Origin of the sequence: Leptolyngbya sp. UWPOB_LEPTO1, from assembly GCF_017302695.1 — a bacterium.
Taxonomy (GTDB): domain Bacteria; phylum Cyanobacteriota; class Cyanobacteriia; order Leptolyngbyales; family Leptolyngbyaceae; genus Leptolyngbya; species Leptolyngbya boryana.
The window spans coordinates 106,176-128,216 of record NZ_JAFLCJ010000016.1; the positions used below are offsets into that span (position 1 = coordinate 106,176).

15 protein-coding genes and 1 riboswitch are annotated in these 22,041 nt (G+C 47.1%); of the genes, 6 read left to right on the forward strand and 9 right to left on the reverse strand.

The annotated features are described in order from the left end of the window. Positions 1-95: 95 nt before the first annotated feature. Complete coding sequence (locus tag J0L70_RS22230) at positions 96-2,123, forward strand: hybrid sensor histidine kinase/response regulator (protein WP_287455890.1); 2,028 nt, start codon at positions 96-98, stop codon at positions 2,121-2,123. Positions 2,124-2,150: 27 nt separating this feature from the next. On the opposite strand, the gene J0L70_RS22235 is transcribed toward J0L70_RS22230, so the two are convergent. The 5 genes from J0L70_RS22235 to J0L70_RS22255 all read right to left on the reverse strand — a co-directional run bounded on the left by J0L70_RS22235 (position 2,151) and on the right by J0L70_RS22255 (position 8,147). Next, entirely contained in the window at positions 2,151-2,975 is an 825-nt protein-coding gene (locus tag J0L70_RS22235) for a CheR family methyltransferase (RefSeq protein ID WP_287455891.1), read from the reverse strand. Continuing rightward, entirely contained in the window at positions 2,975-4,054 is a 1,080-nt protein-coding gene (locus tag J0L70_RS22240; protein WP_287455892.1) for a protein-glutamate methylesterase/protein-glutamine glutaminase, read from the reverse strand. Before J0L70_RS22240 ends, J0L70_RS22235 begins: the two co-directional genes overlap by 1 nt. A gap of 124 nt (positions 4,055-4,178) precedes the next feature. After that, positions 4,179-5,594 carry a methyl-accepting chemotaxis protein gene (locus J0L70_RS22245; protein WP_190652977.1) on the reverse strand — a complete coding sequence of 472 codons (1,416 nt, stop codon included), beginning with the start codon at positions 5,592-5,594 and terminating at the stop codon, positions 4,179-4,181. Positions 5,595-5,603: 9 nt separating this feature from the next. Further along, entirely contained in the window at positions 5,604-6,029 is a 426-nt protein-coding gene (locus J0L70_RS22250; RefSeq protein WP_017289291.1) for a chemotaxis protein CheW, read from the reverse strand. Positions 6,030-6,035: 6 nt separating this feature from the next. Beyond that, the gene (locus tag J0L70_RS22255) at positions 6,036-8,147 is read right to left on the reverse strand and encodes a chemotaxis protein CheA (protein WP_287455893.1); all 2,112 of its coding nucleotides are present in this window, start codon (positions 8,145-8,147) and stop codon (positions 6,036-6,038) included. A 135-nt stretch (positions 8,148-8,282) separates the two neighbouring features. Here J0L70_RS22255 and J0L70_RS32150 point away from each other — a divergent pair, with 135 nt between their 5' ends. Genes J0L70_RS32150 through J0L70_RS22270 form a run of 4 tightly spaced genes read left to right on the forward strand, consistent with a single transcriptional unit; the run spans position 8,283 to position 11,248 of the window. Next, on the forward strand, positions 8,283-8,585 hold the full coding sequence (locus J0L70_RS32150) for an IS1/IS1595 family N-terminal zinc-binding domain-containing protein (protein ID WP_017289293.1): 303 nt from the start codon (positions 8,283-8,285) through the stop codon (positions 8,583-8,585). A 42-nt stretch (positions 8,586-8,627) separates the two neighbouring features. Next, positions 8,628-9,002, forward strand: a complete 375-nt coding sequence (locus tag J0L70_RS22260; protein ID WP_017289294.1) for a response regulator — start codon at positions 8,628-8,630, stop codon at positions 9,000-9,002. 10 nt (positions 9,003-9,012) lie between these two features. Beyond that, positions 9,013-9,654 (forward strand): chemotaxis protein CheC, encoded by a 642-nt coding sequence (locus J0L70_RS22265; RefSeq protein WP_287455894.1) that lies wholly within the window; start codon positions 9,013-9,015, stop codon positions 9,652-9,654. A gap of 4 nt (positions 9,655-9,658) precedes the next feature. Continuing rightward, positions 9,659-11,248 (forward strand): hybrid sensor histidine kinase/response regulator, encoded by a 1,590-nt coding sequence (locus J0L70_RS22270; RefSeq protein WP_287455895.1) that lies wholly within the window; start codon positions 9,659-9,661, stop codon positions 11,246-11,248. On the opposite strand, the gene J0L70_RS22275 is transcribed toward J0L70_RS22270, so the two are convergent. Then, positions 11,239-13,971 (reverse strand): PAS domain S-box protein, encoded by a 2,733-nt coding sequence (locus tag J0L70_RS22275; protein ID WP_287455896.1) that lies wholly within the window; start codon positions 13,969-13,971, stop codon positions 11,239-11,241. The two genes, J0L70_RS22270 and J0L70_RS22275, sit on opposite strands and share 10 nt — an antisense overlap. 1,018 nt (positions 13,972-14,989) lie before the next feature. On the opposite strand from J0L70_RS22275, the gene J0L70_RS22280 reads away from it, so the two are divergent. Beyond that, entirely contained in the window at positions 14,990-15,364 is a 375-nt protein-coding gene (locus J0L70_RS22280; protein ID WP_190652974.1) for a response regulator, read from the forward strand. Positions 15,365-15,829: 465 nt separating this feature from the next. Here the strand turns inward: J0L70_RS22280 and thiC are convergent, their stop codons facing one another. The 3 genes from thiC to J0L70_RS22295 all read right to left on the reverse strand — a co-directional run bounded on the left by thiC (position 15,830) and on the right by J0L70_RS22295 (position 21,596). Beyond that, positions 15,830-17,203, reverse strand: coding sequence for a phosphomethylpyrimidine synthase (thiC, locus tag J0L70_RS22285; RefSeq protein ID WP_190652973.1), 1,374 nt, complete (start codon positions 17,201-17,203; stop codon positions 15,830-15,832). 8 nt (positions 17,204-17,211) lie between these two features. Continuing rightward, positions 17,212-17,304, reverse strand: a riboswitch (TPP riboswitch). A gap of 171 nt (positions 17,305-17,475) precedes the next feature. Beyond that, positions 17,476-20,751 (reverse strand): phycobilisome rod-core linker polypeptide, encoded by a 3,276-nt coding sequence (locus J0L70_RS22290; protein WP_287455897.1) that lies wholly within the window; start codon positions 20,749-20,751, stop codon positions 17,476-17,478. A gap of 383 nt (positions 20,752-21,134) precedes the next feature. Beyond that, positions 21,135-21,596: a hypothetical protein gene (locus J0L70_RS22295; protein ID WP_287455898.1), complete on the reverse strand. Its 462-nt coding sequence runs from the start codon at positions 21,594-21,596 to the stop codon at positions 21,135-21,137. Positions 21,597-22,041: the final 445 nt, after the last annotated feature.

Sequence of the window (22,041 nt, forward strand, 5' to 3'; positions counted from 1 at the left end):
GTGAATACAATCAGTCCTAACTCAACGCATCACTCTGAGCCTGAGTAGCATTGATAACCCAGATTATCGTCGCATTGTCAATCTTTATCGATCGTATGACCTGTTCTACTCAAACGCTTCTTCTCATTGGAGATTGCCTGCCGGATCGAGAGAGATATCGGCAGTATTTGATGTCGGATTCGGAGTACGCCTATCGCTTGTTGGAAGCTGAATCGATCATAGAGGCATTAGAAATATGTCGAACCCAAGCGATCGATGTGATTCTCTTAGAGTATGTGCTACCCGATGGGAATGGTCTTGAGATGATTCAAGCACTGCACGCGCAGAGTAAGGATGGAAGCCCACCGATGGTGATGATTACAGATGGAGGAGATGAAAGACTTGCAGTACAAGCGATGAAGCGAGGAGCAGAAGATTACCTAGTAAAACATTATCTCACACCAGAACTCTTGCAGTTGACGATACGAAGCGCGATCGAGAGTGCTCGATTACGATTACAACTGCAACAGGCGGAATCTGAGCAACTGCGGTACGAAAACGATCTCAAATATCATCAGCACCAGCTTCAAGAATCAGAGCAACAATTACAACTCGGTATCAAAGTCGCGGGCGTTGCCTTGGCTCGATTTGATTATGTCTCGAATACAGTCACGCTTTCTCCCGAAGCGGCAGTTCTCTATGGAATTGAAATTACAGATTTAACCGTCACCCGCGATCGCTTTCACGCAAACGTTCATCCTGACGATCGCGATGAACTGGCTCGCCTGATTGCACAAGCGATGCATCCCGCTGGAGCTGGTTGGTTTGCTCATGAATATCGGATTCGGGGGCGAGATGGCGCGGTGCGTTGGCTAAGTGTGCGAAAACAAATCTTCTTCGATCGTTCGGGTCAAACGCCTCGCCCAGATTATGCAATTTTGGCAGCGATCGATGTGACTCAAGCGAAACAGCACCAAGCCGAACGCCAACAAGTCGAAGAAACGCTACGCCAAAGTGAAGAACGCTATCGGTATCTATCCGGTCTGATTCCGCAGTTAGTTTGGATTGCAACTGCGGAGGGCGTAATGCTCGATGTGAATCAACGCTGGACGGAGTTCACTGGATTGACGCTACAGCAAGCTCAAACCGATGGCTGGCAGCAAATCGTTCATCCTGAAGATGTTCCTATTCTCACTCAAGCCTGGCAACAGGCACAGCAAGAAGGCAACTCTTATCAAGCCGAAGGGCGGATACAACGAGTAGACGGCATTTATCGCTGGCATTTGCATCAAGCGACACCGTTGAAAAATGCTCAGGGGAAAATCATCAAATGGTTTGGAACAGCAACCGATATTCATGACCTCAAGCAGATTGAGGCAGATCGAACTCGATTGCTCACAGAAGCACAAGCCGCACGAGAAGAAGCTGAAGCAGCGAATCGGAGTAAAGATGAGTTTGTCGCTGTCGTCGCGCACGAACTGAGATCGCCTCTTAACTCGATCGCAGGCTGGGCAAAGCTTTTACAAACTCGCAAGCTCGATGAAGCAACAATGGCAAAAGCGCTTGATACAATCTGGCGCAATACTCAAGCACAAGTGCAACTCGTCGAAGATTTGCTCGATATTTCTCGCATGGTTCGAGGAACATTGCATCTGCAAATTGCGGCTGTGAATTTGATCGAAGTGATTGAATCGGCTTTAGATGTCGTTCGCCCCATGACCGAGGCTAAGCCGATTCAGATCGAAATGCACTTCGCTGCTGTACCACACATTGCAGGGGACTTTCATCGTCTTCAGCAGATTGTCGTTAACTTGATGACAAATGCAATTAAATTCACACCTGCGGGGGGACGAGTCGAGATTTCTCTATCTGCGATCGAGTCTGAAGTGATGCTGCAAGTTCAGGATACGGGAAAGGGCATTGCGTCTGAGATCTTGCCGCAAATTTTTGAGCGCTTTAAGCAAGGTCAGCAGAATATGGGGTCGAAAGATGGTTTAGGCTTGGGACTAGCGATCGTCAAAAATCTCGTTGAATTACATCACGGCACGGTTACGATAGAAAGCCCTGGCATTGGGCAAGGAGCAACTGTTACAGTACGTTTACCAAGATACAGTCCCCGTGCTGCTTTGTTGGATCACAGATAGACAGAAAAGATAAAAGCAGAGTACGGCTCATGCACTTCGGAGACGATGGTACAGACTCGTTTTACCTTGAACTGCTTCAAATCGAGAATCCAACTGAAAAGTAGTTTCGCCGCCGCCTAGAAACAAGTAGCCATCCTGCTGTAAATAGGTCTGAACTTTGTTCAAAATCGATCGCTTGGTCTCAACATCAAAGTAAATCAGAACATTTCTGAGAAAAATAACATCCATTTTTGGCAGGACGCTCCAAGATTGAATCAGGTTCAGGGGTCGAAACTCAACCATCTGTCGAATTTCATGAATGATTTGCCAAGATTGCTCAGTCTTGTAGAAATAGCGATCGCGCAACTTAGGCGTTAATCCTCGCTCGACCTCTAAACTGCTATACCGTCCCTGCTCAGCTCGATCCAAAGCCTGCTGAGAAAAATCACTCGCAATAATCCGAACTGTCCAAGTGGAAAGTTCTGGAAAATTTTCTCGAATCAACATCGCAACGCTATAGGGTTCCTGCCCGGTTGAGCAAGCTGCGCACCAAATATGAATGGTTTTCTGCATGGCTCGCGCTGCAATCAGCGCCGGAAGCACACAAGATTGCAGTGCTTCAAAAGGATAGCGATCGCGAAAAAAAGACGTTTCATGGATCACTAAAGCTTCGATAGCTTGATGATGCACATGACTCAAAGGACTTGTCTTCAGATATTCAACGAATGGCGCGAGAGATGCAAATCCAGCTTGAGTCGCAAGTTCACTCAGATATAAGGTAGCGAGATAGTCTTTGTGTGGCTCTAGCACAACTCCAGACTGCTCTCGCACCAAATGACGAAGATACTCAAAATCAAACGAAGAATTGGGCATTAGGGGGTGCTCCGCATCGAGTTGGACGCGCGACTGACCCGGCGTAAAATCTCGGGCATCATGTCATCGATCGCGAACACTGCATCTGCAAGTCCTGCATTCACTACAAATTTCGGCATTCCCCAAACCACACTGCTCGCTTCATCTTGAGCCAAGATTTGCCCATGCGATGCGCGAATTTTGTAGCAACCTTGTAGCCCATCTTGTCCCATGCCTGTTAAAACGACACCTAAAGCACGATCGCCATAAGTCTCTGCGACGGATGCAAATAAAACATCGACCGACGGACGGCAAGAATTGCGAGGCGGAGTTTGATCCAATACAAGCTGCACCCCTGATCGAGTGTGTTGCACGCTCAGATGATAATCTCCGGGTGCAATCCAAATCGTGCCGGGATTCAGACATGCGCCCATCGTTGCTTCGCGCACAGACAAAGGGCATTTTGCCGTCAGTCGTTCGGCGAGTAGCTTTGTAAACATGGGTGGCATATGTTGCACAATCAGGATGGGAACTGGAAAATCAGCAGGTAAGGTTGAAAGTATCCGAGCGAGTGCATTCGGTCCGCCCGTTGAAACTCCGATCGCGACAACCTCAGCGAGGGCATTAGTTCTAGTTGAGGTTGTAGAAACCGCAGGTAGGGAAGATGCGATCGAAGGTTTTGTGCTTTCTCTGCGGCTTAAGACTTTGATTTTTGGAATTAGAGTCGCTTCTAGATATTGAGTGACATCTCCTGTATTGAGCATGTGGTCTGGCTTTGTCACATAGTCTGAGGCTCCCAAAGCGAGTGCGTCTAACGTAATAGATGCTCCTTTGAGAGTCATTGCACTAAACATAATCACAGGGAGCTTTGGGTCAAGGTTGCGGATATGACTTAAAGTTTGTAGCCCATTGAGATCAGGCATTTCTATATCGAGAATGATCACGTCGGGCTTAAGCTGTGGCAGTTTTGCAAGAGCAATTCGTCCTGTTGCTGCAACTCCTACGACTTCGATGTGCGGATCGGTCGCTAAGATTTTACTCAAACGGCTTCGCACCATGACCGCATCATCCACAATCAAAACTCGAATTTTTTGCATCATGCTCACAGGATAAAGGGCAGTGCCGATTTGATGTTGACTATAACCTGCTTTCAGATGCTTTCTAAGAGCACAACTGACAGTTGAGTGAGCCTGTATTGTCGCAAATTCTCTTCCCTAGAAATGTTCAACTGCTTAGACCTCGAAACTGCTGAACAATGTTTTGCAGGTTGACTGCCATTCGTGCTAGTTCCGTTGCTGCTTGGGCTGTGTTGTCTGCTCCAGTGGTTGTCATTTGAGCATTGTCTGCCAAAACCCCAATATTTTTCGCAATATCAGAGCTTCCCTGTGCGGCTTCTGTAACATTGCGAGCAATTTCATTCGTCGTTGCTGTTTGTTCTTCTACAGAACTCGCGATCGTATTTTGAATATCATTAATTTGATTAATGACTGCGGTAATCTGAGTAATTGCTTCGACTGCACCTTTTGTATCGGTCTGAATCGCTTCAATTCGCTGGCTGATATCTTCTGTTGCATGAGCAGTTTGTTTCGCTAATTCTTTCACTTCGCTGGCAACAACGGCAAATCCTCGACCTGCATCGCCTGCTCGTGCTGCTTCAATTGTGGCATTCAAGGCGAGGAGATTCGTTTGCTGAGCGATCGAGGTAATGACTTTGATCACCTTACCAATTTCAACACTGCTTTGACCGAGTTTCGTAATCGTGGCATTCGTCTGATCCGAGGTTTTTACTGCATCCATCGCCACCTGTGCTCCTGCTGCTGCATTTTTAGCAATTTCGCGAATGCTCAGGTTCATTTCTTCGATCGCGGTCGCAACGGTGGCAGCGTTCTGGCTGACTTGTTCTGCTGAGACAGACGCAGAAGTCGCTTGTTCAGAAGTTTGTCCGGCGTTACTTGTCATTTCTCGGCTCACGGCTGTTAATTCTTCTGATGCGCTTGCAACGGTTGCCGAAATTTCTCCAATTTCACCTAATGAGTCCCGCAGGTTCTGAATCATTTGATTGATATCATCAGTGAGCACCCGAAACTCTCCGACATTTTCTGCTGTAATTTGGTTTGCGAAGTCTCCTTGAGCAACTGCACGCGAAATGTGAGCAATACTGCGAATCTGCTCGTTGACTTGACTCGACATCTGATTGACGCTCTCAATCAGGGCTTGCCAGTCTCCGGATACATCTTTGACGGTTGCAACTGAGTCGAGCTTGCCTTGTGTTCCAATTTCGCGGGTAACACGGGTGACTTCACTTGCGACTAACTGGAGTTGATCTGCTATGGCATTGACCTGTGTTGCCACTTGTAGCACTTCGCCTGCAAGTGGTTGCTCCTCAATTTCTAGCGCAATTCTTGCATTCAGGTTTCCTTGTGCGATCGCGCTGAGGACTCGTTCTACTTCACTCATGCCTTGAGCAGAGTGCTGATGATGGCTGACCCATTGATTAAATTCTTGAGCAATCTCCTCAAGTCCGTTACTTTCATCAAGCCGGACTGAAAGATCGCCTGCATTGACTGCCTGCATTGCTGCGAGCAGTGTTGCTTTCATTGCAACTATCGAATCTTGCTTTTGTGATGAGTTAGAAACCATTGCTCTCTCCTAATCTAAAATCTTTGCAGTATTGAGAACGAGTAAAAAATCTTGCTCAAGTTTGTATGCTCCTTTTAGAAAAGTTCGCATCTGAGGATTCAAATTACTCGGAGGTGGATCAAATGTGCTGCTCGAACAGTGCAGCACATCTCCAATGTCATCCACAACGAAACTGACCGTATCCTCGATCGTATGAACAATGATGTTGTAGATGGTTTCATCGCTTCTGACGCAGGGTGTCGATCTCAGGGCTAAACGACAAGCTAAATCAACGACTGGAATGATTTGCCCACGGAGATTCATCAATCCGCAAATCTCCGGCGGTGCGAGGGGAATTCGGGTGAGTGAGGGTTGACAAATAATTTCTTGAACATCCTCAATTTCAATGCCAAAGTAAGAACCATTGAGATAGAAGGTGCAGATCTGTTGAGTCACTACAGTTTACCTCCAGCTCTCGTCAGAGACGAGGTAGGGATTTGCTAGCTTGACGATCGCATCTAAATCTAACATCTCAGTAATTTGACCTTGCACACTGGCATAGCAGGACGAACCCGGACGAATCGCTGCTCCAGTCACCGTGAGCGATTCTTCTACAATGTCGAGAATCTGATCCACAATCAATCCAATCACCTGATTGTGTTCACGCTCGATGACAACGACCGCAATAGATTCCTCGAATTCATGGCTCGATCGAGGAATTCGGCTCAACACAGCTTGCAGATCAATGAGCGCTACAACGCGATCTCGATACTGCATCAAATATTGTTCTCCGACTTTTTCGATCTTTTGGCTAGCAATCATTTCAAGCCGAGTTGACTGAGTGAGAACAATGCCCATCCGAGTATTGTGATGCCCTAGAACAATCAAGATCAATTGCCGATTTTCCGGGGTTGGTTCAGCAGCAATGATCTGGTTGAATGAGGGCTGAATTCCTGCATATCGTGCCACTCCGACTGCATCCAGAATCAATGCTGCACTGCCATCTCCTAACACTGTCGCACCTGCAAATACTTCTAGCGACTTTATCTGTTTGCTCAGTGGCTTTACGACAATCTCTTGGGTATCTTCGATTTGATCGACAATCAGCCCAAATCGATAGCTCTCTGCGTCAATGACAACAAAGTAAAGCAGATCACTCGAAGACATCGGAAGCTGGAGCACAGTAGCCAGATTGACCAAAGGAAGAATGTGTCCTCGTAGTCGATAAACGGGCGCATCGAATAAGGTTTCAATCTGCTGATCGATGCGATCGCGTCCTTCGATCCGAATCAGTTCTTGGACACTCGACTGAGGAATTGCAAATCGTTCCCCGCCACTTTTCACAAGCAAGGTCGGAATGATGGCTAGAGTAAGCGGAATGTTCAGGCGAAAGGTAGTTCCTTGCCCGACCTGGCTTTCAACTTCAATCGAACCATTGACGGATTCAATGTTCCGCCGCACAACATCCATACCAACGCCACGACCTGAAAGATGAGTCGCTTCATTGAGGGTCGAGAATCCAGGAATAAAAATCAGATCGAGCGCTTCGCGATCGCGCATCGATTCGGCTTGCGCTGCACTAATCAGTCCAAGCTGCTGCGATCGCGCTTTCAGTTGAGCCGGATCAATTCCAGCCCCATCCTCTCGAATTTCTAGGATCACTTTCCCATTTTCTTGCGAAGCTCTCAGCTTTAACGATCCTTGAGCCGATTTCCCGGCTGCAACTCTCACCTCCGGTGGCTCAATCCCATGATCAATACAATTGCGAACGAGATGCATCAGTGGATCTTTAATCGCGGCAATGATATTGCGATCGAGTTCCGTTTCACTGCCTTCGAGTTCGAGCACAATTTCTTTACCACAGGCGATCTCTAGCTCTCGCACTAATCGAGGTAAATTGCGCCAAAGCGTATTAATTGGCTGCATTCGCGCCCGCATGATACTATCTTGCAGTTCATTGGTAATCAAATCAATCTGTCGGCACGTAGCCATCAAGGCTACATCACTGCTATCCGTAGTCAGCTGTAGCACTCGATTCCGGGCAATAACGAGTTCCCCAACGAGATTCATGACCTGATCCAGCAAGTCAACCTGCACGCGAATCGTTGAATCAAGCGTAGTTAAGCTTGTTGAGTCCGAATCTTCTAGCACTCCTGAACGAGTTGCAGCCTGGTGCTCTGAGCTATAGAGTACTGTCAGCTTGGTGATGAAACGCGAATAGTCTGCGGTTCCTTCGGTTTTAGTCGTTTCAATCGTTTTAAGCAGTTGCCGAATGGTATCGGTTAAGTCAAGTAAAACGGTTGCTACACCAGGTGTCATTTTAAACTCGGCGGTGCGAATTCCTTCTAAAAGCGTTTCTCCAGCATGAGCGATCGCGGCAAGCGTCGGTAAAGGCAAAAAACCACAATTGCCTTTAATTGTATGGAGGGCACGATAGAGCCGATTGAGGCGATCCGGATCAAGCGCATGCCGTTCTAAGTCCAAAACATCTTGCTCAAACTGGTTCAAAATCTCGTAACTCTCAACCAGAAAAGCTGCTAAATCCTCTGCATCGATTTCATGTAGAGACTCCATATTTTCAAGCGTACTCCAGCTTTATCCTTCAACATCCTAAGCAGCATCCTTATCTGTCAGGATCTATCTTAAGATAGATGTTTAAGCAGTAGACAACGCTGAACACTAATGATATTTTCATTTGAAAGCATCGCCATGGAATGCCCAAACTGTGGTTCGCATCAGTTACAGCGCAATGGATACCGCAGTCAGATCCAGTGCTACAAATGCAAGGACTGTGGACGGCAATTTCTTGAGACTTACAAGCAGATGCGATACTCAGAGGAGGTGAAGCACTTTTGCATTCGGATGTATTTTCAGGGCATGAGTGCTCGTAGCATTGAACAAGTTACGAACATTCACCACACAACGATTTTGTCATGGCTGCGTGAAACAGATGTTGACGTCTTAGAGCTGCTCTGTGCAGAGCAGCATTCTATAGAAAAATTAGAATTGTAAATATTCGCTGAATTATCTCCTTTCAAGAGGCATAAGTAGACTGTGGATACATCGAATTTGGTATCAGTGTTAATTGTGGATGATGCAGCCTTTTCGCGCCGAATGCTGCGGAAATACGTCGAGGCAGAAGGTTGCACGGTTCTAGAAGCAACCAATGGACAAGAAGCACTAGAGATGGTGAGTCAGCATCAACCGGACTGTATTTTCGTCGATTTACTGATGCCCAACATTGATGGGTTTCAATTTTTACAGAAGCTTCGGGAAGAGGGCTGTGCGATTCCGGTCGCGATCGTCAGTGCAGACATTCAAGATTCTTCTCGGCAGCGTGGACTCGAACTTGGAGCCGCAGCATTTCTGAATAAACCCGCAAAAGAAGCTGAAGTTCGCCAGACGGTTCAACAACTTTTGCAGTGCTGAGGAGCAATGAATGACTTTAATCACTGAGAAGCAGTTAGATGCTTTGCAAGAATTCATTAATATTGGCATCGGGCGGGCGGCTGGAATGCTCAATGAAATGCTGGATACTCCGATTCAGCTCTGTGTTCCGATGCTCCAGATGTTTGAGGGTGCAGCTCTTAAGCAAAAGCTCGCCCAACGACTCGATCCGCATCACTTTTCTGCAGTGAGATTAGGCTTTAGTGGTAGCTTTAGTGGGAGTGCCGAACTGCTCTTTCCGACCGAAAGTGCTTCAGCACTGGTCGCACTCCTGACTGGCGAAGACCGAGATTCTCCAGACCTCGATGGTGTCAAGATTGGCACTCTGACCGAAGTAGGCAATATCGTCATCAATGGCATTCTCGGATCGATTAGTAACTTACTCAGTGAGCATATGAGCTATGCTCTCCCGTCTTACCATGAAGACACGATGGAGCGCTTGTTACTGTCGAACCATCTCTTCAAAGTTGATACCATTTTTTTGCTTGCACAGGCTCGATTTGAGATTAAACAGCTTGAAATTGTGGGTGAGATTATTTTAATTTTTGAGATGACTTCTTTTAGTGAGCTACTAGCGTGTATCGATCGAGAACTTGCGCTAATCTCGCAATCTTCAGAAAAAGGAGCCGTTTGATCTCATGTCCTACCTCGACGATCGCTTTAGTCTGCTCGATCAAATGCCACTCGGGATTTGTGTGCTCCGATCGGACTATCAAGTCGTATTTTGGAACAGTGCGCTAGAAGAATGGACGCAGATTGGGCGCAAGCGGATTGAGGGGCAAGCGATTTGTGACTTTTTTCCTCACTTTCGTCAATCGCTTTATACCAATCGCCTCGCTCCGATTTTTGAGGGAGGACCACCGACAATTTTCTCCTCACAGCTTCACAAATACATCATTCCAACTGCGTTCTCGGATGGCAGACAGCGGATTCAACATACCACCGTGACTTCGATTCCCGCGACTCAAGGAGACGGATTTTATGCAATGCTGTCGATTCAAGATGTCACCGATTTGACCTTTCAGGTGCAAGAGTATCGTCAAATGCGCGATCGCGCTTTAGCTGAAGCTGAGAACCGCAAACTCGCTCAAGAAAGCGCTGAAGTTGCTAATCGCGTTAAAGACGAGTTTCTGGCGATCGTCTCTCATGAACTCCGTACCCCGCTTAACCCGATTTTAGGCTGGTCGAAACTGCTCTGTGAAGGCAAGCTTTCAGGCGAGGTCGCTCAACGCGCGCTCAATACGATCTTTAGAAATGCAGCGTTGCAAGTGCAATTGATCGATGATTTGCTCGATGTGTCTCGCATTCTGCGCGGCAAATTAAGCCTCAAGTGGGGGATCATTGATCTCATCGCTGTGGTGCATTCTGCGCTCGATACGGTTCGTTTGATGGCAGATAACAAAAGAATTAAACTGCAGTTTGAGGCTGAGGCTTCGATGATGATTCGGGGTGATGCGACTCGCTTGCAGCAAGTCGTGTGGAATTTGCTCACGAACGCGATTAAATTTACACCTGAAGCAGGACAGATTGAGATTTCCTTAAGCGATGCAGAAAATTTTGCAGTTTTATCTGTTCAAGATACGGGCAGAGGCATCACCTCAGATTTTCTGCCTTATGTGTTCGAGTCGTTTCGGCAAGAAGATGCTTCTAGTACGCGCAAAATTGGCGGGCTAGGACTCGGATTAGCAATTACTCGGCATTTAGTTGAACTGCATGGCGGAACGATTGAAGTGCACAGTGGCGGGGCGGGGCAAGGCTCAGTGTTTATTATCAAGCTGCCGATCGCTGAGCCTCGATTTCAGGCTCATTTACACCCAACCGACTTCAAAGGTGATGAGTTACCTAGCTTGGCTGGACTGCATATTTTAGCTGTGGATGATGAGCAGGATGGGCTGGATTTCCTAAAGTTTCTATTGGAAAGTTGTGGTGCGACCGTCACGGCTGTCGATTCTGTGTCAGAGGCAATGACTGCACTGAATCGTGCTCGATTCGACTTGATTGTGACGGATCTCAGTATGCCGAGTGCGGATGGATTTGAATTGATTGAATCGGTACGAGCGCGCTCGGATGCCGCGCGATTGATTCCCGCGATCGCACTGACGGCTTATGCCTCTGAAGCGACTCAGCAACAAGCGATTCTGGCTGGATTTCAACGGCATTTAGTCAAGCCTCTGAATCCTGACGAACTGATTCAAACCGTCAACCAACTTGCAACGACTCAGGCATGATTGAATACCTTCACGATCGCATTAATCAAGTCATCGGGTTCTACAGGCTTCGCTAAATGGGCTTGGAATCCAGCCCCCAAGGCGCGATCGCAGTCTTCGGGTTTAGCAAAAGCAGTGAGCGCGATCGCCTTGACAGATTGACCTTGTGGTAATTGTCGAATTCGTTGCAACAACGAATACCCATCTTCTTCTGGCATACCAATATCACTCAGCAGTACATCTGGCACAAACTGTTGAAATATCCCATACGCTTGTGCCGCAGAATGAGCGATGGCAACGGTTGCTCCAAAATCGCTCAGGACAAACTGAAGATAGTCACAAGTATCAAGGACATCATCGACAATGAGGATCTTGACCTTGCTCAAGTCTGCGATCGTAGGATTCGGCTCAATCGAGGTCGGTTGAGCAACCTGATCAATCAGTGGAAACCTGACTGTAAACGTTGCACCTTGATTTAGCCCCGGACTCTCAACCTGAACGGTTCCGCCATGCAATTCAACTAAATGCCGCACAATTGCAAGTCCTAGCCCTAATCCATCTTTCGATCGGGTGGTGCTATTTTCCACTTGTCGAAATCGCTCAAAGATATACGGCAAAAAATCAGCACTGATGCCTTGTCCTGTGTCGGTTACACTGATAGCAGCATCATTGCCGACCTGCTCTAACGAGACGGTAACATGTCCGCCGTTGGGGGTAAATTTAATCGCATTCGTCACGATATTTGTCAGGATTTGCTGCAGCCGATTGGCATCTCCTAAAATCCGTCCGACTTCTGGCTCAATGGTCGAACAGAGTCGAATTTGCTTTGTGGTTGCTGCAAGCTGTCCGTTTGCAACGACAACTGTGATAATTGGGGCTAAATGTATGGGCACACAATCTAAGCGGAGTTGACCGCGCAGAATGCGAGACACATCGAGCAAATCTTCGATTAACTTGACTTGAGCTTGCGTATTGCGCTCGATCGTTTCTAACGCTTGTTCAACTCTCGCAGAATCAAACTGACGAGAACGCAGCAGTTTTGTCCAGCCCAGAATCGCATTCAGGGGCGATCGCAGTTCGTGAGAGACGATCGCGAGAAACTCATCTTTGGTTCGATTTGCCAGTTCAGCCGCAGCACGAGCGTTCTGAGCTTCGGCAAGTAACATTTCTCGCTCGCGCTGGAGCTGTTTTTGTTCGGTTAAATCGACCACAAAACTAATGCCGCGATGGTGTGATCCTTCAAACATCACCCCCCCCAAAAGCACACTAATGCGGCTACCATCTTTGCGAATGTATTCTTTCTCTAAGGTGTCCGAGGTTTGCTGGCGCATTTTCTCGATCGACGCATCGCTAAGCTGGATCTGTTCTGGCGGGGTCAAAGCTCTCCAGTTTACTTTCCCAGCATGTAAGTCTTCACGCGTGTAGCCAACTAAATTGAGAAAAGCATCATTCGCATCTAAAACTGTTCCATCTGCATCCCAGAATTCAATGCCGATTAGATTCAAATCAACCAATCGTTTGAGTCGAGCTTCGCTCTCTCGCAAGTCTGCTTCGGTTTGCTTACGATTACTAATATCAATCGTACTTCCTACAATGCGGATCGGTTGACCTGTGATGTCTTTGACGACTAAACCCCGATCTTCAACCCACAGATAATGCCCGTTGCGATGGCGCACTCGATATTCTGCACAATAGCGATCGAGGCTTGCTAAGTGCTCATTTAAGTTACTGAAATCAAATCGAGCCAGGTCTTCAGGATGGATTTGTTGCCACCACCATTGCAGCGAAGGATCGACTTCTTCAGGACAATAGCCACACAGATCCATCAAGCCTCGTGAACGGTAAACGGTATTATTTTTGAAATTCCAATCGTAAATCAAACCATTGGTCGCCATGACGGCAAGCTCAAAGCGTTCGGTTGCTTGCTGCAAGGACAATTCAGTCGCTTTTTGCTCGCTGATGTCTCGTCCTGCGGCTTGAAATTCGATGATTTGATCTGCTGAATTGAAAATGGCGCGATTTGTCCACTGCTGCCAGCCTATCTCCCCGTTCGATCTGCAAACTAAATGTTCTTGAATCAGAGTCGGACGATCTGGAGTTAATGTATTGAGTACATCAATCTGTTGCTGAATCTGCTCACGAGCACCTTCGGGGATCAGGTGCAAAAAATTCTGCCCGAGCAAGGTTTCGGCAGTCGTCCCAAAGTAGCGACAGTAAGCAGGATTGACAAAGGTCAGTGTTCCATCGGGAAGAAAGTGGCAAATCAAAACGGCTTGATCTTGCACGATCGCCTGATAGCGTTCCTCGCTGTCTCGCAAAGCCTGTTGTGTTTGCTGGAGTGCTCGTCTCAGTTCAGCATGCTCGATCGCAGTTTGAAGGGTCAATCTCAAGCGGTTTGGCGTAATCTGACTTTTGACTAAATAATCTTCTGCACCGCTTTTCATCGCCTGATCTGCGATAGATTCATCTTCTTGCCCGATGATCATCACGATCGGCGGAAAAGTTTTGCCCCCTTGAGCTTTCAGCTTTGCCAAAAACTGAAGCCCATCTAAATCTGGCAGCCGAAAGTCAAGCAAAATTCCATCGATTTGCTGCAACTCGCATACCTTCAACCCATCGAAAGCTGATTCTGCTTCTAAAATTGTGTAGGTTATTCCTGGATCATTCGTTAAGTAACGGCGATACATTTGCCGATCTTGAAAAAAGTCATCAACAATTAGAACCGTCTGTTGGCTTTGCGTCATTGTGCTCATCAACAAGGAAACGAATGAAAACAGGACATACTTTCTAGGCTTATATCAAAGTTTGAATGCCAGTTCAGCAAAGATAAATTGATTCAGCACTCTCTTTCCTCTAAGATGCGTTCGATCTGAGCTTGATCTCAGTCATACAATTAACAGCAACGTAAGAATGCATATCAAAATCTCTCGTGATTAAGCAAAAATCATATCTATCTACAGAGGGGTTTAAGTTAATCTGTGAAGTGATAAGAGTATCAATTTCAAGAAGGAATGAGCGTTGATTCACCGAGAATTTCCCGAATGCGTTGCTGTCTCTAGATTCCCTCTCAGCCTCGAAGAGGGGAACAAAACGCCCGGTTTTTCTGCTGCGATTTGGAAAGAAGAAATCCTTGGATGAGAGCAAACTCAGACGATTTAGGCTGGTGAGTAATTGAATTGATAATTCTAGGCGGATGATCGATTTCCTAAAGTAATTCTGCTGGCTCTAAATCGTTTTTCTAAATAGGAATAAGATTATCATTTTCCAGACGAATTGCGTCTACAAATAAACTCAGGATTTCTCCAAAATTTCTTCAAATTTAAAAAGTACAATAAAAGGCTTTTTAGAATTGATCATGAACGCGAATTATTCTGTTAAGGCTCTTGCCAATCTTTCTAGCCAAGATATTTCAACACAGATGACAAGTTGCTTCATTACAAGGTTGTCCCAAACTGAAGATGTGAGTGAACGAGGGTAAAAGAACACGATGCCGCACAACGTTCAGAACATGAGGGTGAATTTTGAAGATGAATTTAGGATCGGCATGAAACGATGCAATCGTACAGTCCCATTAGGGGTAAATTATCTATAAGAAGTCTTAGTGACAGCAAGACTTTCGATAGCAACGGTTCTATGTTCTCGACAGCTTTGTATTGCTCCATACTTAAGAAGCTAAATATCCGATACAGGGAAGATGTAAAAGATAATGGAGAAGATACTTCGCAAAGAGAGAAATATCCACTTCAATCTGGCTTAGAGTTTATGTTAGCCAAGCGGATTCTGCTGATTGATGATGAAAGAAGACTGGCTCGGGTCATTCAAGCCTGTCTGAGCAAACTTGGAGGTTGGACAGTGATCGTTGCAACATCAGGGGCAGACGGATTGACGAAGGCTGAAACAGAACAGCCAGATGCAATCTTACTAGATATCATGATGCCGGACATGGATGGAATCATGCTCTTACGACACTTGAAGAAACATCCAGTCACCGCAGCCATTCCAGTTATTCTTTTGACTGCCAAGCTACCTGCGATCGCGGCTGATCCAAACAATCCCCTACCGATTTCCGGCATGATTGCAAAACCATTTGAGCCGTTAAATTTAGCAGAACAAATTGCAGAAATTTTGGCATGGTAACTACCAGGTCACACCTATAAGACTGGTACGGCGACGCTCAATTCCACTTCCGCGCAGCAGACAGGACTGCCATAGTAAATTTAAGCTTTTCTTAAAAGCCTGTTCTATCGCGTGGAAGATTTGTGATGAACTCTTGACCTAGTAAGCTACCCATAGCATTAGCAACGAGTTGGGTTTGGCTTAGCATGAACGCTTCAAATCAATGTTTTATTTGCTCTCATACTTTACTCTCCCATGTACTGCATGGAGAGAAGAATTGGTATTGTAGCCACTGTCGTGAATACTTTCCGGCTTCATTTCACCAACGGATACATGCAATGAATACGATTAGAAATGAAAGTCTGACTCGAACTCGCCAACCTTCGCATCGGCTACTACAACCTGCCGCGATCGCTTAAAAAGCAAGCTTGCCCTCTAAATTCCTAAGATTTGTGAGGTTAGAGAGCAAGACTGAGCAACAAGCAATTAGCGAACGGGCTGTTTTTCCCGTGCCAAGAACTTTTCAAGTTCAGTTAGCGCATCAGCGTCTACTTTCGTTTGCATGGGGCAGAACTTCGGTCCACACATCGAGCAGAACTCAGCAGTCTTATAAATGTCTGCTGGTAATGTTTCATCGTGGTATTCCTTGGCTCGCTCTGGATCCAGCGAAAGTTCAAATTGCCGATTCCAGTCAAAGTTATACCGTGCAGCCGAAAGCTCATCATCGCGATCGCGCGCTCCCGGTCGATGCCGTGCAATATCTGCCGCATGTGCCGCAATCTTATAAGCAATCAACCCATTACGAACATCTTCCGCATTCGGCAAGCCTAAATGCTCTTTCGGAGTCACATAGCAAAGCATCGCAGTCCCATACCAACCTGCCATCGCAGCCCCGATCGCGGAAGTAATATGGTCATAGCCTGGAGCAATATCGGTGACTAATGGACCCAAAACATAGAAAGGTGCTTCTGAACACTCTTCCATTTGCTTGCGAACATTGAACTCGATCTGATCCATCGGCACATGTCCTGGTCCTTCAACCATGACTTGAATATCATGTTCCCAAGCTTTGCGAGTCAGCTGTCCGAGTGTTTTTAATTCCGAAAGCTGAGCTTCATCCGACGCGTCGTGAGTACAACCCGGACGCAGTGAATCTCCTAAACTAAACGACACATCGTACTTCTTGAAAATTTCGATAATGTCATCAAAGTGGGTGTAGAGCGGATTCTGCTTGTGATGCTGCAACATCCAGCGCGCAATAATTCCACCACCGCGAGAAACAATCCCAGTAATTCGGGATTTGACGAGCGGCAAGTATTCGATCAACAATCCCGCATGAATGGTCATGTAATCCACGCCTTGTTGAGCGTGCTTTTCAATCACATGTAGAAAATCATCTGGGGTTAAGCGATCGAGATCTCCATGCACACTTTCGAGAACCTGATAAATCGGCACAGTTCCGATCGGCACAGGAGAAGCATTGATGATCGCAGTCCGAATCTCATCTAAGTTTCCGCCCCCGGTTGACAAATCCATCACGGTATCAGCACCGTACTTGACCGCGAGTTTGAGTTTGTCTACTTCTTCATCAATGTTCGAGGAATTGGGCGATGCCCCAATGTTCGCGTTCACCTTACATTTTGAAGCAATCCCGATCGCCATCGGCTCCAAATTGGGGTGATTGATATTCGCCGGAATGATCATCCGACCGCGTGCGACTTCATCGCGAATCAATTCAACAGGAAGATTTTCCCGCTGAGCGACATAGTGCATTTCTTCGGTAATGACTCCGTTGCGAGCGTAGTGCATTTGAGAAACATTCTTCTGTCCTCGGCGTTTTGCGATCCATTCTGTCCGCATTAGTTTTTCCTCTGATTAATGAGCTTCCCTTCGCTGGCATTACCCAGTCTCAGGTTCTAAGGGTTTGTTCTCAGCCCAGTCGGGCACCCCTAGCTTGATTGTCTATCGTACCAGTCTGAGCGCAGAAATGCAGGATGTGTCGCGATCGTTTCAGTCAAGAAAAGTTTGATGTAGAAGCGCGATCGTAGATAAACAAGCTGCCCACAAAAGGAAGCCCTCGATTGCAGAACAATCGAGGGCTTTATCATTCAACCGACTTTAGTTAGAGCAAATTAGATCGAAGTTGCGTCTAGATTGCGCTTGTAGGGAACGACATCTTCGCCAAAGAAGCGAGCATACTCAGTTCCATCGACGATCGCATGTACAACAGCACTCAACCCTTGACCCGATAAGATCTGATTGTATTCGTGCAGCTCTTCCTGACTGATCGGCGCCCGACCTAGCAAATGACGGAACAATAGCTCGATCGCTTTTGCATTCGGATAGGGAGTATAGAAGCGCTGGCTATAGCTCGGTGAACTTGCCAATGCGCGAACAAACTCCCGCACTGAAATTTCGCCCTGCTGCAACTGAGCTTCGAGATCCGATCGCTTAAACTCAACCGGAACTTGATCCGCTGGTACATTCATCACTTGAGCATAAATGGCATTGATCACCATCTCACTCTCGTGCTGCATCATGCCAGGATTCATCCGGTAGATGCGAGCAGGCTTACGGCGCATGTCCAACTCTGCCGGGACAAAGGGAGTCGAAGAACGACCCACTTGAGCTACATCTTTGCCATTTGCCGCGATCGCGCTAGAAGTCAACGGCATCGTGGAAATATCTAGGCGCGAATTCGTGGGCGAAAAGCTCGGAACTTCAACCTTATCGTTTTGCTTCGTCAGCTTGTTGTACAAGGTTTGAGAGTTCGGGAAGTTCGCAGCCGGCAAGGTTAAGAAACGGTTGTATGGAACCACATCTTCACCAAACGCTTCGTTGTACTCGACGGTGTTGACCATCTCGGTGATAAACGCCTTCAAGCCTTGAGTCGCCAAGATCTTGTTGTACTTGCGGATTTCAGCTTGATCCAGAGGAGCACGTCCTAAGAAATGCTTCGTTCCTAGCTCGATCACTTTCGTGTTCGGGTAAGGCGTGTAGAACTCCTTGACATACAGACTGGAAGAACCAAGCCCTGCAATAAACTCTTTCAAGGTGATATCGCCATTGCTGAGTTGAGTTTCCAAGACCGAGAATTCGTTTTGGATCACATACGGAGCAATGTCGCGCTCGAAGACTTGACGATAAGCCGCACCGATTACAGTCTTGAGGTTCGCCTTGTCGTTGAGTTGGGTAAGCTTGAAGACTTTCGTTTGTTCGCGCTTCTTGCTGACCCCTTGGTTGATCCGGAAGTCTACATCGGGTTGAGTCCGTAGACCAGTCGAAGTTCCCAATTGAACGAACAGAGGCGTTTCCTCTTTCGTAATCTTGGTGCCTTTGTCTTGAATCGAACCGACGCGGTTCATTCTCAGAGAAACACCTGCGGGGGTGAGATAGCGCTCATAAGGAACGGTATCTTCGCCAAAGGTTACGTTGTACTCTTCCGTGTCAAGAATCGCATCGACTAATGCGTAAACGCCTTTCTTCGCACTGATATCAAAGTACTTATTGGTTTCTTGGCGACCGTAGGTTGGACGACCCAACAGGCGACGGTGAATGTATTCCACCGCTTTCATCACATACAGTTTTTCCCAGTACAGACTGCGGAATAGCGGTGACTTCGCCAAGCGACGGACGAATTCTTTAATGGTGATTTCGCCGTTTTCCAGCTTGATTTCATCGACTTTGAGGCGTTGTCCTTCATAGACATCGCGCCCGAAAACTTGCAGATAAGCCGCTTTGATCACCGCTTGGGTGGAACTTTCTGAGAATTTGGTACTAATGCCTTTTGTGCCAGTAGACCGCTTTCCAAATGACTTGGTAAAGCTAGGACTTTGGTCGTATTTGAAGACTTTTGGACCAAGCGTGCCAGGAGCAACACCGCGCGCGCTTGGATTGCTGAGCTGGTTGTTGATGCCAGGTCCGCGATTGATCAAGATTCGACGTGTATCTTTGCCGAATGGAGCAGGGCTTGCGCTAGGAGTACGAGTTTCTTTCGGGAAGATCGCACCAAACTGGATTTCTAGTGGATCGTTTCCAGAACCGTAAACGTGCTGATCCGGCAACGGCTGATCGTAAGAGGCAAACGTGGTGAGAAACTGCGGAATCTTGCGGAAGGGTGCACTGTAGTTAAACAGGTTTTGTTGCGGACCCCAGTTGCGACATTCTTGAGCTTCTTGACCTAAGCCACGCAGGTACGGAACAGTTTCTTCTCCGAAGTAGTCGCTGTACTCTTGCGAATCGACCAAAGCATCGACGAGGGCATTCAACCCACCGCTCGATACGATCGAGAAATATTTCTGCACCTCTTCACGCGAAGAAGGACCCCGACCGAGAATGTGACGGAATGCCAATTCAAGAGCGCGGCTATTGATGTACGGCTCGAAGAAGTTCTTGCGGTACAAGGGTGATTTTGCCAAGCGACGGATGAATTCCTTCATCGAGATTTCGCTGTTTTTCACCTTCGATTCGAGGTCAGAGATGCTCAATGAGTAAGCGCGAGTGATGTCCCGCTCAAATACCTGGCGGTAAGCTGCCTTGACTGCTTCGTTTTTCTCGCTTGCCGACAGTCCTGGTTTCATCACAAACTTCGGACGGCGTTCTGCTGCATTGAAGTAGATTTGCGGCAGTTGTAAGCCCTGTTGGTCGGGAGAAGGACGTTGACGCAGTTTGGTTGAAGGTGTGGGCGCTTTAAATTCAGTGATCAGAACATCGAAGTACTGATCGACGATCGCTTTTGCATCTGCATCCCCCCGGAAATAAATTCCGGCTGCGACTTTCATTTCTTGCAGTGCCACGATGGTTGCTTCACCGGAACATGCTCGTTCAATAATTTCGCGCAACCCGCGAGTATTGACTGAGATGATGCTCGGATCGCCTGCCACGATCGCATAGGTCGTATAGCGTAAGAACCAGCTTAAGTCGCGGAGCGACTTCGCCATATTGCTCGGGCCATAGCGTGCCACGTTAATTGGACGGAACCCTGGAGGGATTGCACCTGCGCTCGGCGTTAGGAAGAAGTTCCGAATGCCGCCAAATAATCCGCCGCCGGAGCCTTCCGCATAAGTGACAGTTCCCAGTTTCATCCCTTCTTCGGTATTCAGGGTTGTGCCTGCCACCGTTTTCACAGGTTCTGCGTCAACATTGGGCTTTTCAAGGAATGCCATCGGAGAGCCGCCTGTAAAAATGCGGTTTGCCGATCGCGAGACGATCAGTTCAGAGTTCCGTGTCAGAATTTCAGCGATTTCTAGACGTTTTTGCCCAGATTTGAAATACTGCACGAGTTCATCGAGTTCGCCCCGCCCTAAAAAGCGGTCTTGTTGCTCTGCCTGTGAAATCGTTGCAACTGGTACTGTTTGGTATAGTTGCGGGCGCGCAACCGAGCTTCCACCACTTGCCTTAACACTCATTGGATTTCTAAAGCTCCCATTTACGGATCGTTACTGTGTTAAATCTGACCAGAGCTTCACCTGGAACAGCCAATTTAGATTTTGGATTGGCGATTTTGGATTGACTATATATGATTTCATCCACATGCTGAGGCTGATGGAATTTAGGGATCGGGTTCTGAACAAAAATTCAAAATCCAAGATCTAAAATCCAAAATCAGAAGTCAAACACCGCCCAGGGTCAACCAGTTCATTTTTAAGATTAAAACGATTCGGGTTCCTACACTTGAATTATTAAAAAGTGTGTAGAACTCGATCGCTGCTGAATCGACTTCTCATCATAAAAGATAGCGGGTGCGCTGATGAGAGACGGTATAAGTTTTGTAACAAACGCCCGATAAATCTTAATTGCCCGTCCGTACGATTAAACGATACTCTCGATTGGTGTTTGGAGTTACGGTCCCCACCCAAACTTGGTAAGTGCCGGGTTGCAAGTCTTTCTCTCGTAAGCGAGCATCTTTTTTAGAGCCAGCATCGGCACAGCGCACTCCGCCCGGTCCTGACATCAGTAAAGTGGTGTCGCTGCCGCCGCTATCGACCTGAAGCGTCAGAGTAGAGACTGGTTTTTTCAGCACGATCGTATGATCGGGATTCGGATCGCCAAAGCCAAGACATTTGCGTTCGGATCGATCGCTGTTGCTGACAACGGCAGGTAGGGAAGTTGTTCCTCCAGTCGATCCCATCATCATTCCCGATGAAGTTTGATCGTCGATGGTCAAAGTTTTAAAGTTATTGGGTTGTGCCAGTGCAGGCAGAGTAAGAGTGATCGCACTCACTAGCACTCCGCTCAAAAGTCGCCTGATCATTGTAAAATTCCCTGCGTGAAGTGTGAATAATCGTTTCTTAACCGCATCTAATTTGTATTCTAGAACCGAAGAGAGGGGCGATCGTCAGTGAGTGTTCGCTTTTCAGACTGCCGGTGGCAAGCGTCCTGTAGCGCCATATAAATCAGCATTTATTGATACATTCAGAGTCAGGAGAGTCATGCCATTTTTCATTTTGGCTGTGCTACCATTTCTAGGGCTTAGCGTGGTTAAAGTAATCTTATTTCCTTCAGAAGTCCTCACATATTTCCAGGTTCCCGTTTGGGTCTTCTGGTTTACCATACTCAGTGGATTGACTTGGCTCCTGAAAGATTGACCATTTTTTAGTGCGGCTCTCATATCCGTATCGCAGCGATTAATAGCGATTAATACAGTTGCGCACTGTTTGACCTGGTATAAAAAAACCGCCAGTTGTCCGCGAAGAAAA